At 41.1% G+C, this 17,352-nt stretch carries 13 protein-coding genes; 8 read left to right on the top strand and 5 right to left on the bottom strand.

Annotated features, from left to right (window positions below):
- From ilvI to leuO, 3 genes are all read right to left on the bottom strand, one after another.
- Window positions 1-1,728 carry an acetolactate synthase 3 large subunit gene (gene ilvI / locus PR808_RS08570; RefSeq protein WP_206082711.1) on the bottom strand — a complete coding sequence of 576 codons (1,728 nt, stop codon included), beginning with the start codon at window positions 1,726-1,728 and terminating at the stop codon, window positions 1-3.
- A 360-nt stretch (window positions 1,729-2,088) separates the two neighbouring features.
- Complete coding sequence (locus PR808_RS08565; protein ID WP_272539109.1) at window positions 2,089-3,921, bottom strand: AMP-dependent synthetase/ligase; 1,833 nt, start codon at window positions 3,919-3,921, stop codon at window positions 2,089-2,091.
- Between the two features lie 244 nt (window positions 3,922-4,165).
- Entirely contained in the window at window positions 4,166-5,134 is a 969-nt protein-coding gene (gene leuO, locus PR808_RS08560; protein WP_206082713.1) for a transcriptional regulator LeuO, read from the bottom strand.
- Between the two features lie 914 nt (window positions 5,135-6,048).
- Between leuO and leuA the strand changes: the two genes are divergently transcribed.
- The 7 genes from leuA to PR808_RS08525 all read left to right on the top strand — a co-directional run bounded on the left by leuA (window position 6,049) and on the right by PR808_RS08525 (window position 14,990).
- Entirely contained in the window at window positions 6,049-7,626 is a 1,578-nt protein-coding gene (leuA, locus tag PR808_RS08555; protein WP_206082714.1) for a 2-isopropylmalate synthase, read from the top strand.
- Window positions 7,627-7,628: 2 nt separating this feature from the next.
- A complete protein-coding gene (leuB, locus tag PR808_RS08550) occupies window positions 7,629-8,717 on the top strand; it encodes a 3-isopropylmalate dehydrogenase (protein WP_206082715.1) in 1,089 nt (362 codons plus the stop codon).
- 2 nt (window positions 8,718-8,719) lie between these two features.
- On the top strand, window positions 8,720-10,123 hold the full coding sequence (gene leuC / locus PR808_RS08545) for a 3-isopropylmalate dehydratase large subunit (protein ID WP_272539108.1): 1,404 nt from the start codon (window positions 8,720-8,722) through the stop codon (window positions 10,121-10,123).
- 11 nt (window positions 10,124-10,134) lie between these two features.
- Window positions 10,135-10,737, top strand: coding sequence for a 3-isopropylmalate dehydratase small subunit (gene leuD / locus PR808_RS08540; protein ID WP_206082717.1), 603 nt, complete (start codon window positions 10,135-10,137; stop codon window positions 10,735-10,737).
- A 522-nt stretch (window positions 10,738-11,259) separates the two neighbouring features.
- Complete coding sequence (sgrR, locus tag PR808_RS08535) at window positions 11,260-12,939, top strand: HTH-type transcriptional regulator SgrR (RefSeq protein ID WP_272539107.1); 1,680 nt, start codon at window positions 11,260-11,262, stop codon at window positions 12,937-12,939.
- Window positions 12,940-13,503: 564 nt separating this feature from the next.
- A complete protein-coding gene (mutH, locus tag PR808_RS08530) occupies window positions 13,504-14,187 on the top strand; it encodes a DNA mismatch repair endonuclease MutH (RefSeq protein WP_206082719.1) in 684 nt (227 codons plus the stop codon).
- Between the two features lie 71 nt (window positions 14,188-14,258).
- On the top strand, window positions 14,259-14,990 hold the full coding sequence (locus PR808_RS08525; RefSeq protein ID WP_225819204.1) for a TerC family protein: 732 nt from the start codon (window positions 14,259-14,261) through the stop codon (window positions 14,988-14,990).
- On the opposite strand, the gene PR808_RS08520 is transcribed toward PR808_RS08525, so the two are convergent.
- On the bottom strand, window positions 14,987-15,235 hold the full coding sequence (locus PR808_RS08520) for a helix-hairpin-helix domain-containing protein (protein ID WP_272539106.1): 249 nt from the start codon (window positions 15,233-15,235) through the stop codon (window positions 14,987-14,989). The two genes, PR808_RS08525 and PR808_RS08520, sit on opposite strands and share 4 nt — an antisense overlap.
- Window positions 15,236-15,386: 151 nt before the next feature.
- Here PR808_RS08520 and PR808_RS08515 point away from each other — a divergent pair, with 151 nt between their 5' ends.
- Entirely contained in the window at window positions 15,387-16,262 is an 876-nt protein-coding gene (locus PR808_RS08515; protein WP_206082722.1) for an alpha/beta fold hydrolase, read from the top strand.
- A 65-nt stretch (window positions 16,263-16,327) separates the two neighbouring features.
- Here PR808_RS08515 and PR808_RS08510 read toward each other — a convergent pair whose 3' ends face one another.
- Window positions 16,328-17,107: an acetoin reductase gene (locus PR808_RS08510; RefSeq protein ID WP_102137372.1), complete on the bottom strand. Its 780-nt coding sequence runs from the start codon at window positions 17,105-17,107 to the stop codon at window positions 16,328-16,330.
- Window positions 17,108-17,352: the final 245 nt, after the last annotated feature.

The following is a 17,352-nucleotide window of genomic DNA, read 5'->3' as shown; positions in this document are numbered from 1 at the left end:
TCAGGTCCTCTCTGTTTTACTCAACCACATTTCGTCCATTGCTCCACCACGGATCTGCATTGGATAAACGTGTTCGGTTTCATCAATATTGATATCAACAAATACTAAGCGTTGGTTTTCATTCACTTCCACAAGCGCTTGCTTGAGTTTTTCTTCCAGTTCATCAGGAGAAGCAATTGAAATTCCAACATGGCCATATGCCTGCGCTAATTTAATAAAATCAGGGAGCGATTGCATATAAGATTGTGAATGGCGGCCTTGATAAATCATATCCTGCCACTGTTTCACCATCCCTAAAAAGCCATTATTGAGGTTCAGAACTAACACAGGCAAGCCATATTGCAATGCCGTTGATAACTCTTGGATATTCATCTGGATGCTGCCATCACCCGTCACACAAACCACTGTTGAGTTTGGATGGGCTAACTTCACCCCTAGTGCAGCAGGTAAGCCAAAGCCCATCGTGCCGAGACCACCTGAATTTATCCAATGTCTTGGTTTATCAAAAGGATAATACAATGCGGCAAACATTTGATGCTGACCAACATCAGATGTCACATATGCCTCACCATTTGTTAAACGGTAAATCATTTCAATGGCTTGCTGTGGTTTGACTTTTGTTTGATTGGTTTCATAACGTAGACACTGTTTTTTACGCCACTCTTCAATGTCTTTCCACCAATCTTTTAATGCATTTTCATCTTGTTTTGCAACAGCTTGATCTAATTGCCCTAACATTTGTTTTAAGGTTGATTTCGCATCACCAACAATCGGAATATCTGCATTTACCGTTTTTGAAATTGAAGTTGGGTCAACGTCAATTTGGATCACAGTCGCATTCGGACAATATTTTTCTAAATTGTTCGTAGTGCGGTCATCAAACCGCACGCCAACAGCAAAAATGACATCTGAATTATGCATGACTTTATTTGCTTCATAAGTCCCATGCATACCTAACATCCCTACGGATTGCTTATGAGTTTCAGGAAATGCCCCTAAGCCCATCAACGTGGATACAACAGGCAATTTTAATGACTCTGCTAATTCAATGATTTCCGCTGAGCAATTGGCGTTAATCGCACCGCCACCAATATAGAAGACGGGTTTTTTCGCAGCGACTAATTTAGAAAGTGCTTTTTTGATCTGCCCTTTGTGCCCTTGCAGTGTAGGGTTATACGAGCGTAAAGAAACAGATTCAGGATAATGATAAGGAAACTTAAGTGCAGGGTTTACCGTATCTTTCGGGAAATCGATAACGACAGGTCCAGGGCGACCACTCGCCGCAATGTAGAAGGCTTTTTTAATCGTCTCAGGAATTTCTTCAGCACTTTTAATTAAGAAACTGTGTTTCACTATCGGGCGAGATATTCCTACCATGTCACATTCTTGGAATGCATCATTACCGATTAAAGAGCTAGCAACCTGCCCTGATAGCACCACCATCGGCACAGAGTCCATATAAGCAGTTGCTATGCCAGTAATCGCATTAGTTGCCCCGGGGCCTGAAGTGACGAGAACTACACCAACATCCCCTGTTGAGCGAGCATAGCCATCGGCCATATGCACTGCGGCTTGTTCATGACGCACCAGAATATGTTCCACACCACCAACGGTATGAAGCGCATCATAAATATCTAATACTGCACCGCCTGGATATCCAAACACGTGCTTTACTCCTTGGTCAATCAATGATTTGACGACCATTTCAGCTCCCGACAACTTCTCCATGAGTTTGCCCCCAGACATTATTTGCAAGTTAAGAGGTATTAATTACCCCTTTATTTTTATCGTTTAAACAGGTTAATGCGTGCTATTAACATATCTCTCTGGCTGAAACGAAGCAAACATCATTTCAGCACAAAAATAGCGAGTATTTCACATCATCTTAAACATTTATCGTTCACAGAGGGAATAACTGCATATGGAAAAAATGGAAGAAATATTGACTATTTTCCAACCGACTAACGACGTGAAATATTTTGTACTGCAGGCAGTAATGAATAAGAAAAAAGAACATGGATGAAATGAATATATAGAAATCAGGCTCACCTACCGAAATAGAAATAAGCCTGATAATAAAACGCTTAATTACTCTTGATACATAGATTCAATTTCTAATTGATAGCGTTCAGAAATAATCTTACGGCGCAATTTCAACGTTGGCGTTAATTCACCTTTTTCCATTGAAAACGTAGTGGGCAACAAGGTAAAACGCTTAACCTGATGAAAATTCTCTATATTTTTTTGCAGATCTTTTAAGCGAGCTTCAAAAAGTGCCACAATATTAGAATCTTTCAGCAACTCAAGGCGATCACGATATTTTAAGTTAATCGAATGCGCGTACTCTTCTAGGCTGTCATAACAAGGAACTATCAATGCAGAAACAAACTTACGTGCATCGGCAATGACGGCAATATGCTCAATAAATTTGTCTTGGCCTAATACCCCTTCAATCATTTGAGGTGCAATATACTTGCCGTTAGACGTTTTCATTAAGTCTTTGAGCCTATCCGTAATATATAAATTACCTTGCTCGTCAATTTTCCCTGCATCACCTGTTTTTAACCAACCGTCGGAGGTAAACGTGTCTAAGGTTTCATTCGGGCGATTGTAGTAACCTTTCATCACGACAGGGCCCTTGACTTGGATCTCATCATCTTTACCGATACGCACTTCAACCGAAGATAATGGTGTACCAATCGAACCTAGTGGATATTTACCCTCTTCCCAACATGAAACCGTCGCGCATGTTTCTGACATACCATAGCCGTATTTAATATCCACGCCTGCGGATAAGAAAAAGGCAATAACATCGTCATCTAAACGCGCTCCTGCGGCGGGCATAAAACGAATGCGCCCCCCTAACCCCTCGCGTATTTTACTTAAAACCAATTTATCCGCTAATGGAAAGATAGCCTGATTGATTAATGATGGTGTGCCGCCTTTTGACAGCGCTTTAATGCGACGTTTACCAAGGGAAATTGCCATCTTAAATAGCATTCTACGTGCCCACGACGCTTTCGATACCTTACTTTGCACCGCACTGTAAACTTTTTCATAGAAACGCGGCACTGCACACATCACCGTTGGTTTGACATCAGCTAGCGCTTCTCGCACTAAATTGGTGTCCGTTAAATAGACGTTAAGTGCCCCCACGTGTATGACATAGAAACTCCAAGCGCGCTCAAACACATGAGATAACGGTAAAAAGCTTAACGAAATATCATCGGCGGTGAGTTGTAATCGTTCATCGTGCAGATACAGTTGGGCAGCCATATTGTAATAATCCAACATAACGCCTTTTGGCTCGCCTGTAGTGCCTGATGTATAGATAATCGTAAATAAATCACTGAGGTTATGGGCTGAAATTCGGGCATCCAGCTCCATTTGGTATTCAGGTTGTGCTTGTTCCATAAAAGTCGACAAGTGTAAGGTTGCCACTGAGTTATCAATCAACTCAACACTCTCGTCCATGACGACAATCATTTTTAATTGCGGGCAAAGCGCAGGCAATTGGCACGCAATGTCATATTGCGTTTGTTCACCGACAAACAACACTTTAATGTTGGCATCGTTGATAATATAAGCGGCTTGTTCAACACTGCTGGTCGCATAAAGCGGAACCGTCACTGCTCTAATCTGAAGTGACGCTAAGTCAATCAGTGACCAATTCATGCTGTTATGGGCAAATAACCCAATATTTTCCTGTGTTGAAACATCTAAGGCCAAGAGGTGGCGAGAAATCGCAGAGATGCGCTCCCCCACTTCATTCCATGTTAATGAGCTTTGTTGCCCATTATTCCATTGACTGAAAGCTATCCGGCTCGCTGATTCGTGTGCGTTGATTCTGCTACGTAAGCGATTGACTAAATGGTATGGATATAGATTTTCAGTAATCAAAGTTAATTCCCTATCGGTCATTATTGATATAAGTCACTCGGTATCTTCACAAGAACTTAACCGTTTCATTATTTCAGCTTACAAGTGTTAGCTGAATATCGGCAGTGTATCGACTAATAACGTAGGAGGAAAGTTTTTGTATGTAAATTTTCTGCAAATGTTATGTTTGCCGCAAAACTCATCATAGTATTCTCTAGAATGAGTGAATTAACTTGTCTTGGAGCCAAGAATCCTATAGTTCAAGGCTCCATTCAGAGTATTTACCTTAAGCCGCGACAGCTTGGTCCAAGAGTTCCGCAATCATTTGGCTGAATTGCGATTTCATCCATTGGTGGCCTTTATCCCTTGCAGTTGATTCATGCCATGTCAGATAACAAGGACGAGACTGACTTTCTAAAAGCAACGGTAAAGTACGTAATTTCAGTTGCCCTGTATAATGTTCAACTAACCATTTAGGCGCAATTGCAACTAAATCGGTTTGTGCAACGATATTTAATACACTACTGAGGTCAGTGCCTTGATAACTAATAGTATGGGACAATTCAGTATTGTAATAATAAGGTTTGCTGAATGAACCAATATTGTCCATTGACATGATTGCGTGTCGTTCATTCATTAAATCATACTCTTTAATAGAATTAACAATTCGTGGATGGTTATTCGCTGTAACTAATACCAGTTCATCATTAAATAAAACCTGATGTTGATATTCGGGTTTTTCGAATTGGTTATATCCAATAAAGAAATCTATTTCTTGATATTTTAACTGATGTGCAATGTTATTATCCAAAAATGAATGAATAAACACATTAATATTAGGTGAGGCCATTTTAAATTTTGCAACAATCATAGCAGCCAAGCGAATATCTAAAGGTGAACAAATCGATAAATTAAATATACGGTCGCTATCTTGTGGGTCAAAACCTGCGCCAGGTAATTCATTATGCACTAATTGCAACGCTTGTCTTACAGGCCCAAAAAGCTGTTTTGCCCGCGATGTAGGCTGGATACCACGGCCATAACGAACAAATAGTTCATCGTTAAACATTGACTTTAAACGTGAAACCGCATTACTCACCGCGGGTTGAGACATCCCCAAAACTTGTGCTGCTTTCGTGACATTTTGCATCTGCATAACGACATCAAAAACGGTTAATAAATTTAAATCAACATTACGTAGGTGAATATCGCTGCTTTCTTTTTTACCTGTTGAAATCGTATCAAAATCAGTCATTTTTTACTCCACTAAATATATTTATCATTTTTCATTAACGAAAAGACAAATTCACCTTAAAAATACCGACGAATATATAAACTCGTTAAATATTATTTCTGAAACAACTTATAGATAGTAAGCTATTTCGCTTTCCCTGCATTTATTAAAACGACGTTTCTATTACTTTACTCATTAATTATAATTCACAGAATAGATATCATTATAAAACGCAAACATTCACCAAGGTAATGAGTGATATTTTTGTATTAGAATCACGATTACTCTCAGTAAAAATAATAAAACAATTTCCCGAAGAAATCATAATAAATCGCATTTGGATTCTGTAATTATTCTTATTATCAGATTAATTTTTACTTATTCATTTATTAGACAACTAAGTTAATCAATAGCTATTGATTTTAGTAATTAATTTTATGTGTTTTATCTTTTTTACAAATCATTAAACCCAAAAAAAGCCAACAATAATTTAAAAAACAATAAGTTACATGAATCAAAGACACCAATGAAATTCATTGAAAGAATTTTACCCTAAGTTTAGACTCAAAAAATAGGCAAAAACATCATAGAAATTAGTGAAAATAGTCACATACCCTAACTCAAGGACTTAATTCACAATTGGTAAAAAACAGTCAGAAATCCATGATTGACATTAACTTTAAGATCACGTATCAATAAATACAGTTTAATTTAGATATTGATGAGAGACAGTTTAAAATGACATTTTCTATTCGCCTACTAAGCCTACTACTACTCGCATTAAATTTGCGCGGTATGCTTATGGACGGAAAATAGAAAGGCACTGTCCACAAACATTAAGAACCCGCGCAACCCGCGGGTTTTTTTATGCCTGCGGCTTTGGAAGAACATAAAACTCAATTTATTAAAACAAAATTCGATATGAGGAACACAATATGAGCAACCAAGTCATTATTTTCGATACCACATTACGTGATGGTGAGCAGGCGTTACAAGCAAGTTTGTCCGTAAAAGAGAAATTACAAATCGCATTCGCATTAGAACGCTTAGGCGTTGATATTATTGAAGCTGGTTTCCCTGTGTCATCACCAGGCGATTTCGAATCAGTTCAAACTATTGCTCGTGAAATTAAAAATAGCCGTATCTGCGCATTGGCTCGTTGTGTTGAAAATGATATCGATGTTGCAGCAGAATCCTTAAAAGTGGCTGAAGCCTTCCGTATCCATATCTTCTTAGCCACCTCCAATTTACATATGGAGAAAAAATTAAATAAGTCGTTTGATGGTGTGATGGATATGGCAATCAACTCTATCAAACGTGCAAGACGCTACACGGATGATGTTGAATTTTCTTGTGAAGATGCAGGACGTACAGACCCTGACAATTTGTGCCGTATTGTTGAAACGGCTATTAATGCAGGTGCAACCACCATTAACATTCCTGATACCGTAGGCTATACAACACCTTATCAATTTGGCGGTATCATTACCGATTTGTATAACCGTGTTCCAAATATTGATAAAGCCATTATTTCAGTTCACTGCCACGATGACTTAGGCATGTCCGTCGCAAACTCTATTAGCGCCGTTCAAGCAGGAGCTCGTCAAGTAGAAGGGACTATTAATGGATTAGGCGAACGCGCTGGAAATACAGCATTAGAAGAAGTCATTATGGCCATTAAATTGCGCGAGCAAATGTTAAATGTCCACACCAATATTAATCACAAAGAAATTTATCGCACTAGCCAATTAGTTAGCCAATTATGCAACACCCCAATCCCAGCCAATAAAGCAGTAGTTGGTAGCAATGCGTTTTCCCACTCCTCAGGTATTCACCAAGATGGCGTATTAAAAAACCGCGAAACTTACGAAATCATGACGCCTGAGTCAATTGGTTTAAAAGCAGAGAAATTAAATTTAACCTCTCGTTCTGGCCGCGCTGCCGTGAAACACCGTATGGAAGAAATGGGCTATCACGAAGGCAAAGACTTCAAATTGGATGAGTTATACACCGCGTTTTTGAACTTAGCCGATAAAAAAGGTCAAGTGTTTGATTATGACTTAGAAGCCTTGGCTTTCTTTACTAAGCAACAAGATGAAACCGACCACTTTGTGATGGATTATTTCAGTACACAGTCTGGTTCAAGCATTGTGGCAACCGCAACTGTCAAAATGCAGTGTGGCGATGAAGTGAAATCTGAAGCTGCAACAGGCAATGGTCCTGTAGATGCTATCTACCAAGCCTTTAGCAACATCACCAATTACCCAATGAAATTAGTTTCTTATCAGTTATCTGCAAAAGGTCATGGTGAAAACGCATTAGGCCAAGTGGATATCGTGGTGGAATGCCATAACCGTAAGTTCCACGGCATGGGATTAGCGACAGATATCGTTGAATCCTCAGCAAAAGCGATGGTTCACGTCTTAAACAGCATTTGGCGTTCTGAACAAGTCGAAATCGAAAAACAAAAAATAAACCAAGAATTACAATCAAACACAAAGGAAGCAGTGTAACCATGTCTAGTTATCAAATTGCCGTATTACCGGGAGATGGTATCGGTCCAGAAGTAATGGCACAAGCGCATAAAGTCTTGGATGCAGTGAGCAAACGCTTTGCTATTACGATTAACACTAAAGAATATGATGTCGGTGGTGCGGCCATCGATAATCATGGCGAGCCACTGCCACAAGCGACGGTAAAAGGTTGTGAAGAAGCTGATGCGGTGTTGTTTGGCTCAGTTGGCGGCCCAAAATGGGAACATTTGCCACCCGATAGCCAACCAGAACGAGGGGCATTATTACCATTACGTAAGCATTTCAAATTATTCAGCAACCTGCGTCCAGCGCGCTTATACCAGGCCTTAGAGGCATTTTGCCCGTTACGTGCAGATATCGCTGCACAAGGCTTTGATATTCTGTGCGTTCGTGAATTAACAGGCGGTATTTACTTTGGCCAGCCGAAAGGCCGCAAAGGCGAAGGTAGTGAAGAATATGCGTTTGATACCGAAGTGTATCATCGTTACGAAATCGAGCGTATTGCACGTATCGCGTTTGAATCTGCGCGTAAACGTACACATAAAGTGACGTCAATCGATAAAGCAAACGTCTTGCAAAGCTCTGTATTATGGCGTGAGGTTGTCAACCAAATCGCCAAAGAATACCCAGATGTAGAAGTTAATCATATGTATATCGATAACGCCGCGATGCAAATGATTAAAGCACCATCGCAGTTTGATGTAGTTTTATGTTCTAACTTATTTGGCGACATTATCTCTGATGAGTGTGCAATGATCACAGGCTCAATGGGCATGTTGCCATCGGCGAGCTTAAATGCAGACGGTTTTGGTTTATATGAACCTGCAGGCGGCTCAGCACCTGATATCGCGGGTAAAAACATTGCAAACCCAATTGCCCAAATTTTATCTGCCTCAATGTTATTACGCTTTAGCTTAAACCAAGCCGATGCTGCTGATGCAATAGAGCGCGCAGTTAACAAAGCATTAGAAGATGGCCACAGAACATCCGATTTAGCGGGTGCGGGCAAATCAATCAGTACCAGTGAAATGGGCGATGTTATTGCTCGTTATATTGCACAAGGGGTTTAATCATGGCCAAAACTTTATATCAAAAATTATATGATGCTCACGTGGTACGTGAAGTCGAAGACGAAATCCCTTTGATTTATATCGACCGTCATTTGGTACACGAAGTAACTTCTCCACAAGCATTTGATGGGTTAAGAACCAAAAACCGTCCATTGCATCAACCAAGTAAAACGTTTGCTACGATGGATCATAACGTATCCACCCAAACCAAAGACATCAATGCTTGCGGTGATATGGCGCGTATTCAAATGCAAGAACTGATGAAAAACTGCAAAGAGTTTGGTGTCACCCTGTATGATTTGAACCACCCATACCAAGGGATAGTTCATGTAATGGGGCCAGAACAAGGGATCACCTTACCAGGTATGACGATTGTGTGTGGGGACTCACACACCGCAACCCATGGCGCTTTCGGTGCATTAGCGTTTGGTATCGGTACGTCAGAAGTTGAGCATGTTATGGCGACCCAGACACTGAAACAAGCTCGTGCAAAAACCATGAAAATTGAAGTGGTCGGCAAGGCGCCTGCAGGCATTACAGCAAAAGATATCGTTTTGGCGATCATTGGTACAACAGGCAGCGCAGGTGGTACAGGCTATATTGTTGAATTTTGTGGTGAAGCCATTGAAAACCTGAGTATGGAAGGTCGCATGACGGTTTGTAATATGGCCATCGAATTGGGTGCAAAAGCAGGTATTATCGCACCAGATGCGACAACATTTGATTACATGAAAGGCCGTCAGTTTGCACCAAAAGGCCAGCAATGGGATGACGCCGTTGCTTATTGGAAGACCTTAAAAACGGATGATGATGCTAAATTTGATAAAGTCATCACCATTCAAGCTAGCAGTATTGCACCACAAGTGACTTGGGGAACCAATCCAGGGCAAGTGATTGCAATCAACCAACCGATCCCTGCACCAGAGTCTTTTGCGGATCCTGTTGAGCGCGCATCTGCTGAAAAAGCGTTAGCTTATATGGGGTTACAATCAGGTATTAAGTTATCTGATGTCAAGATCGATAAAGTGTTTATCGGTTCATGTACTAACTCACGTATTGAAGATTTACGTGCAGCCGCAGCAATTGCTAAAGGCAAAAAAGTGGCTGATGGCGTACAAGCTATTGTGGTTCCAGGATCGGGGCCTGTAAAAGCCCAAGCAGAACAAGAAGGTTTGGATAAAATTTTTATTGATGCAGGCTTTGAATGGCGGTTACCTGGCTGCTCCATGTGCTTAGCCATGAACAATGACCGCTTAAACCCAGGTGAACGTTGCGCGTCCACCAGTAACCGTAATTTTGAAGGTCGCCAAGGCCGAGCAGGTCGCACCCATTTAGTCAGCCCTGCAATGGCAGCTGCGGCGGCGATTAATGGTCATTTCGCTGATGTTCGTGATATTCAGATTTAAAGGAGAGAAAAATGGACAAGTTAATCACCCATGTGGGCATTGTTGCTCCTTTAGACGCCGCGAATGTGGACACTGACGCGATTATTCCAAAGCAATTTTTACAAAAAGTCACCCGCACAGGTTTTGGTCAACATTTATTTAATGACTGGCGTTTTTTAGATGAGAATGGTCAGCAGCCTAACCCTGATTTTGTACTGAATAAACCTGTTTTCAAAGGGGCGAGTATTTTGTTAGCCCGTGAAAACTTTGGCTGCGGATCGTCTCGTGAACACGCCCCATGGGCACTGACGGATTTTGGTATCCAAGTGGTTATTGCACCAAGCTTTGCAGATATTTTTTACGGCAACTCATTCAATAACCAACTGTTGCCAATCAAATTAAGCGAGCAAGAAGTGGATGAGATGTTTAACTACGTCAACAGCCACGAAGGTTGCCAGTTTACCGTTGATTTAGAAGCACAAACGGTCACTGCAGGGGATAAAACCTATCATTTTGATATTGATAGTTTCCGCCGTCATTGCATGATGAATGGGTTAGATAGCATTGGTTTGACATTGCAACATGTCGACCAAATAAAGAATTATGAGCAACAAATCCCAACCTTTATGAACTAAGATACTCGTCATATTTCACGTGGCAACGGCTTCACTACGCCTGCTTCGGTAGGCGTATTTCCGCTTTTATCTCACATTTATTCATATATAGCCGCTTTTCACCTCAAAAATGCGGAATTAACCCTTCTTAACAAATTTACGACTCCAAACGACTTCCCTATTAATTTCTTCCTGTATAATTAATAACAAAATAAATTTTTGCTTTTGCTTTTACTTTTGCTTTTAACTGACCGATTTTTTCTAAATAGTTTGAGGTGTGGCTAGGCGGCAAGCGAAGATAGCTTGGGGAGCATACACAAGTATGTGACCCAAGTAGCTGAGCGCAGTCAACAACGCCACAGCGCAAAATATGACGAAAAAATAAAAAAAAGCCGGCGAACCGGCTCGGTGATATATACACCATTACTCTAAATGGGGGAGTCGGCTTGCAATTGCACGCCAAACGAGCTACTTACTGCCACCTATTATCCGCAGATATTAGGAAATTAAAATTGATGCAATTTTTGCCGGAGTTCCTCTTTTATGTCTAATACACGCTTACAAACACAATTCGTTCGCCTCTGGCAACATTTTCAAGGGCACGATAGTGAAACCACGTTGCAGGATATTGCTGATATCTTGTTCTGTTCGCGCCGTCATGTACGAACGTTATTAAATAACATGCAAGGCCATGGTTGGTTAAGTTGGCAAGCGGAATCTGGTCGAGGCAAGCGTTCTACACTTATTTTCCATGTGAATGGGTTAGAACTCCAGCAAGCCCAAGCAGAACAACTGCTTAAAGAGGAAAGCATTGAAAAACTCGTGGCGTTAGTGGGTGATAAAGAAACTATCCGACAAATGGTGCTTTCCGAATTAGAGCGTAGCTATCGGCAAGGAAAAAATCTCTTACGCATTATTTATTACCGTGATTTCCCCAATTTATTGCCGGGAGCCCCCATGCGCCGCTCCGAAATTCATTTAATGAGCCAAATTTTTAATGGGTTAACCCATATAAATGAGGAAAAAGGGGAAGTAGAAGACGGGCTAGCCCACCACTGGCAGGACATCAGTGACACCCATTGGCGTTTCTATTTACGCCCTGCTATCTATTTCCATCATGGGCGGGAAATGCTTGCGGAAGATATTATTCACTCATTATTACGTTTAAAACAGTGCTGGCCGCTATTTTCCCATATTCAATCTGTGAGTTCACCACAGCCTTATGTCATTGATATTCAGTTAAATCAGCCTGATAAACAACTGCCTTGGTTGTTAGGTAGTCACCATGCGGCTATTTTACCTAAAGAATGGGAAAGCCTAGAAAACTTTAACCGCTACCCTATTGGCACTGGCCCCTACCAAGTTGATAAAAACCTGCCTCAAAAGCTGACCATTACCGCCTTTGACCGCTACTTTGGTTATCGCGCGCTCTTGGATGAGGTCACCATTTGGGTTGTACCTGAACTTTCAGAACAAATGGTGTGTACCACTCTAAAAATGGATGGTGATAAACACCATAATGATTCCTTAGAAAGCCGTATGGAAGAAGGTTGTTATTTTTTATTGATGGATCAACGCTCTGAGTTATCACAGCGGGAAGACGTTCGCAAATGGCTATGCAGCTTTCTCACGCCTGTCAACCTACTTGCTCATTGTGAACCTTTTTACCAGCGCCATTGGGCACCTGCTTATGGTTTATTGCTGCACTGGCATCACAGCAAAATGCTAACGTTATTTCCCAAACCTGACGACCTCACAGAGCTAACGGTCACATTTTACCATCACCACCACGAGTTCTATGCAATCAGCCAAATTATGAAGCGAGTGTTGCATGAACAAGGAGTCGAGTTAAAAATCAACATTGTTGACTATGATGACTGGTTTAACGGCAATTCCCAAAGTGATATTTGGCTAGCCACCGCCAATTTCTTTAAACCCCTTGAGTTTTCTATCTTTGCCACCTTGTATGAAATGCCACTATTACGTCAGTGCCTTGGTGATAGCCTCGATACGCAATTAAATCAATGGCGAAATAATACTTTTGATGTCGAAGCGTGGTGTGAAAGCTTAATTGACTCACAAATCTTTCATCCTATATTTCACCACTGGCTTGAGTTGCAAGGTCAACGCACTATGCGCGGCGTTAGGATGAATACCTTTGGTTGGTTTGATTTTAAATCCGCATGGTTTAAGCCTTCTGAGGATAACCTGTCTAATTTATGATAGTTATAAACAGCCAAAGTGAATAATAAGGATGTTATTCACTTTTTCTGTGGATATCCATGTGAACAACCCTATAGCAATCAGGGTATATCCCCAAATCAGGTTTTTATCAAAAATAATTAAAATCTAATAAACTTTGATAAATCAACGAAATAAAGCCCCAAAAAACACGTTATCCACTGGTTAATTTTTTCACTAAAAAGCTTAGGACTTTAACTGAGCAAATATCAAACAACGTCGTATTTATCCACAACTAATGTGTTTAACTTACTCTATTTTTGTGATGAACGTCATAAAACCCCATTCGTCAAGGCTGTAAATACACACAGTAATCACTGTTTTACACAGTTATCCAGAAAACCTGTGGATAACCTAGTGTATGATCCTGTGATTATCTTGGGATGAACATGAATAACCCGATAAACAAAATTTAATACCGTTGGATAAAAAGCATTAACTACATATATATCATGCAGTTAAAAATAGTCATGAAAAAGTGTTATACTCTCTTAGTTATGTGAATTATTTTTGATTGTTTTTTATACATTTAATTTTTAGAGCATTATGTCATTTACGCCACCACAACCACCAGATAACGAAGCTACCTTAATGAGTCGGGCTCAAGCGCTTGCCGGCTATACTTTAGGTGAACTCGCCCAAATTGCCAGTGTCCCTATCCCCCCCGATCTAAAACGTGATAAAGGCTGGGTAGGCATGCTACTTGAATATTATTTAGGGGCGAGTGCAGGTAGTAAGGCGGAGCAAGATTTTGCCCACATTGGCGTTGAGCTCAAAACTATCCCTATCGACCGCCATGGTGTTCCTCTCGAAACGACCTTTGTCTCCGTTGCCCCTTTAACAGGGAACAGCGGTTTAACATGGGAAAATAGCCATGTACGGCGTAAACTATCGCGTATACTGTGGTTTCCTATTGAAGGTGAACGCCAAATTCCCTTAGCGGAACGTCGGGTCGCTAACCCAGTAATTTGGAGCCCATCCCCGCTTGAGGAACAGTTACTACGGCAAGATTGGGAAGAATTAATGGATTTGATTGTGTTGGGAAAAGTCGAAACAATTACGGCACGCCATGGGCAAGTTCTACAAATCCGCCCAAAAGCGGCAAACAATAAGGCACTGACAGAAGCCATTGGCGAGTTTGGCCAACCCATTATGACGCTTCCTCGCGGTTTCTACCTTAAAAAAGATTTTACCGCCCCACTGTTAGCTCGGCATTTTAATCTCACTTAATCAACAAGGTGTCGCCTGTACCAAAGCAGACGATAAACATTTATCCCTGTTTCATAATAAAAGGTACACAGATGTTTGAATGGATACTCGACCCCAATGCTTGGATGGCACTTGCCACTCTAACCATTTTGGAAATAGTTTTAGGTATCGATAATATTATTTTTTTGAGTATCGTAGTGAGTAAGCTCCCCGCTCACCAACAAAATAGTGCCCGGCGTACAGGGCTAATTGCAGCGATGGTCATGCGCCTTGCCTTATTAGCCTCAATTGCCTGGTTATCACGCCTCACAACCCCGTTATTTACCATTGCAGACCATGTCGTTTCCGCTCGAGATATCATTTTATGTGCAGGGGGAATTTTCCTGATATGGAAAGCCAGCCAAGAAATTTTTGAAACTATTGAAGGAGAGGATGAAAACAATCTTGCGCAGCGGCAAGTGCATTCATTTTGGGGCGCTATTGTACAAATTGCCCTGTTAGATATTATTTTTAGCCTCGATTCCGTTATCACCGCCGTTGGGCTTTCTGACCACCTGTTTATTATGATGGCCGCAGTGATTATTGCAGTGCTTATCATGATGTTAGCCGCAAAAAGTATTGGTGACTTTGTCGAACGCTACCCATCCGTTAAAATTCTCGCACTCTCTTTTTTAATTTTAGTCGGCTTTACACTGATACTCGAAAGCGTACAAGTTCATGTTGCTAAAGGGTATATCTATTTCGCAATGTTCTTTTCCATGGCCGTTCAAATGCTCAATATCCTGCGCAGCAAAAAATGGAAAATGAAACACAAAGTAGATTAACGCCCTGATTCAAGCGCTTGCTTTGCAGCTAATATAGCCCCTTCAACTGCTTTCTTAGCTTGCGGGCTATTTTTCCAGCAACTTGAACCTGTAAGTGCAGCACCAGCAATTAAAATTTCATCATAAGATGCTTCACTAAGCTGAGCCAATGATGAAAACCCCATCTGTTCCAAACGGCTGATCACCTTCGGGCCAACCCCTTTCACTGCCAATAAAACCTGCTTTTCTGACGCCGAAAATGCCATGAACACCTCTTTTCGTTAATTATTCAGCTAATATTTTGCAATTTACCTCTTTAATACTTTAAAATTGCAACCATAACAATGCCAGTTTGAATAATTATTAACTGAACTATCTTATCACCCAATCTTTCTTTGCCTGTTTTAGGAATTTACCATGTACAATGTGCCGTTGATTAACCCACGCCAACACTTCATGACGCTCTCTGATGGCCGTCAACTTTGCTGGTTTGAATCAGGGCCCAAAACAGGTTTTCCTGTGATTTTTTGTACTGGTGCAGGAATGAGTGGCAACCTTGGCTTTGGCTTAGATTTGCTGGAAAAATACAACATTCGCTTAATTGTGCCAGAACGTGCTGGCCTCGGTGATTCCACTTTTCACGCCAAAAAATCATTAAAAAGCTTTGCATTCGATATTCAAGCACTACTTGATAACCTAGCAATTAACCAATTTTCGGTACTGGGTTTTTCCCAAGGTGGTGTTTTCGCGATGGCGGTTGCCCATTATTGCCAGCCTGTTTCCCTTTCGATTGTGTCTGGGCAAGACCAATTCGAATACCCTGCGACTCGCGCTAAATTAACCGCTGACGTAGTGAATATGCAGGAACAAGCACTGAATACACCTGAGAACTTATCCGACTGGTTACAGAAAAATGTCACTGGCGAATGGTTACTAGCGTTTATCCTCAATTGCAGTGCAGAAATCGACCAACAGTTATACAATGAAGCACATTTTTTAGAGGCCTATACCGATTGTATACGCCGTGCTTTTTCTCAAGGCAATCAAGGCTATGTGCAGGATTTATTGCTTTCCCTGCAGAACTGGGAGTTCACCCCTGAAGACATCACCTGCCCAACCTCATTATGGTATGGTGAATTGGATATGAGCACCGTGCATTCCCCTGATTTTGGCGATGTTTTGGCCGACCGTTTTTTCAACTGTAGCCATCATTTATACACACAAGAAGGCGGTTCCTTGCTCTGGACACAAGCCGACGCTATTTTAACTGACCTGCAAAACCACGCCGCATAACATAAAAAGCCGCGGTGAATAATTCACAGCGGCTATCATTGCCATCCTAATATTACTACCTTCTATTAACGGTAAACGATCCCGCCATCCGTCAGGATAGATTGTCCTGTAATATAGTCAGAGTCATCGCTTGCTAAGAACGCCACTAAGCCCGCGACATCATCAGGAGTTTGAGCACGGCCTAATGCGATACCTTCAACATATTTTTTGTAAGTCTCACCTTTTGGCGCGCCTGTAATTTCAGCAAAGCGCTCATCGATTTCCACCCACATGTCTGTCCCAACAATACCTGGGCAATATGCATTTACAGTAATACCTGAACTTGCGTACTCTTTCGCCGCCGCTTGTGTTAAAGCACGCACCGCAAATTTGGTTGCTGAATATACACCTAACATAGCGAAACCGTCATGGCCTGCAATAGAAGAGGCATTAATGATTTTCCCTTTGTGCTTACGCTCTTGGAATTTCTCACTGGCAGCTTGAATACCCCACATAGTGCCATCTACGTTGATTTTGAAGATTAAATCCATATCTTCTTGGCGAACATCAGCGATTGGCTTAACTTGCGCAATCCCTGCGTTGTTGATCATCACATCAAAACCACCTAGCTCAGCTTCTGCATGAGCAACCGCTGCAAACACTTGGTCACGCTGGCTAATATCCGCAGCAAACGTCGTGACTTTACGACCTAATGCTTCAATTTCTTTAGCCACATCTTGCAGTTTGTCTTTTTTCAAATCAACCAGTGCAATGTCCGCACCTTCTTTTGCTAAACGCAGTGCAATACCACGACCAATTCCCTGTGCCGCTCCGGTCACTAAAATAACTTTGTTATTTAAAGCCATACTGTTCTCCTACTTATTCATAGCCAAAATGACTAGTCCACCATGACTTATAAGTTAACAATAATAACAATAAGTTACAAAGAAATGATTTTAATCTACCATTTGGAACTTATAAAAAACATTTCACTATCTGATAGCGCTATTTATTTTACTCACCAACGAAAAGTACACAAATTCGTAAATTAGCAGGTATTCGTTAATAAAAATCATTCTCAAACAAGTGAGCAAAAAGTGCGAAACTCCAC

The organism is Providencia sp. PROV197 (assembly GCF_028479625.1).
Lineage (GTDB): Bacteria > Pseudomonadota > Gammaproteobacteria > Enterobacterales > Enterobacteriaceae > Providencia > Providencia vermicola.
Note: the sequence above shows the minus strand (reverse complement) of the source record. Positions and strands in the feature narration are given on the sequence as shown.

Bases quoted from the DNA above. Each gene is read 5' to 3' on its own strand.
- ilvI (WP_206082711.1), bottom strand. From the start codon at position 1,728: ATGGAGAAGTTGTCGGGAGCTGAAATGGTCGTCAAATCATTGATTGAC.
- PR808_RS08565 (WP_272539109.1), bottom strand. From the start codon at position 3,921: ATGACCGATAGGGAATTAACTTTGATTACTGAAAATCTATATCCATAC.
- leuO (WP_206082713.1), bottom strand. From the start codon at position 5,134: ATGACTGATTTTGATACGATTTCAACAGGTAAAAAAGAAAGCAGCGAT.
- leuA (WP_206082714.1), top strand. From the start codon at position 6,049: ATGAGCAACCAAGTCATTATTTTCGATACCACATTACGTGATGGTGAG.
- leuB (WP_206082715.1), top strand. From the start codon at position 7,629: ATGTCTAGTTATCAAATTGCCGTATTACCGGGAGATGGTATCGGTCCA.
- leuC (WP_272539108.1), top strand. From the start codon at position 8,720: ATGGCCAAAACTTTATATCAAAAATTATATGATGCTCACGTGGTACGT.
- leuD (WP_206082717.1), top strand. From the start codon at position 10,135: ATGGACAAGTTAATCACCCATGTGGGCATTGTTGCTCCTTTAGACGCC.
- sgrR (WP_272539107.1), top strand. From the start codon at position 11,260: ATGTCTAATACACGCTTACAAACACAATTCGTTCGCCTCTGGCAACAT.
- mutH (WP_206082719.1), top strand. From the start codon at position 13,504: ATGTCATTTACGCCACCACAACCACCAGATAACGAAGCTACCTTAATG.
- PR808_RS08525 (WP_225819204.1), top strand. From the start codon at position 14,259: ATGTTTGAATGGATACTCGACCCCAATGCTTGGATGGCACTTGCCACT.
- PR808_RS08520 (WP_272539106.1), bottom strand. From the start codon at position 15,235: ATGGCATTTTCGGCGTCAGAAAAGCAGGTTTTATTGGCAGTGAAAGGG.
- PR808_RS08515 (WP_206082722.1), top strand. From the start codon at position 15,387: ATGTACAATGTGCCGTTGATTAACCCACGCCAACACTTCATGACGCTC.
- PR808_RS08510 (WP_102137372.1), bottom strand. From the start codon at position 17,107: ATGGCTTTAAATAACAAAGTTATTTTAGTGACCGGAGCGGCACAGGGA.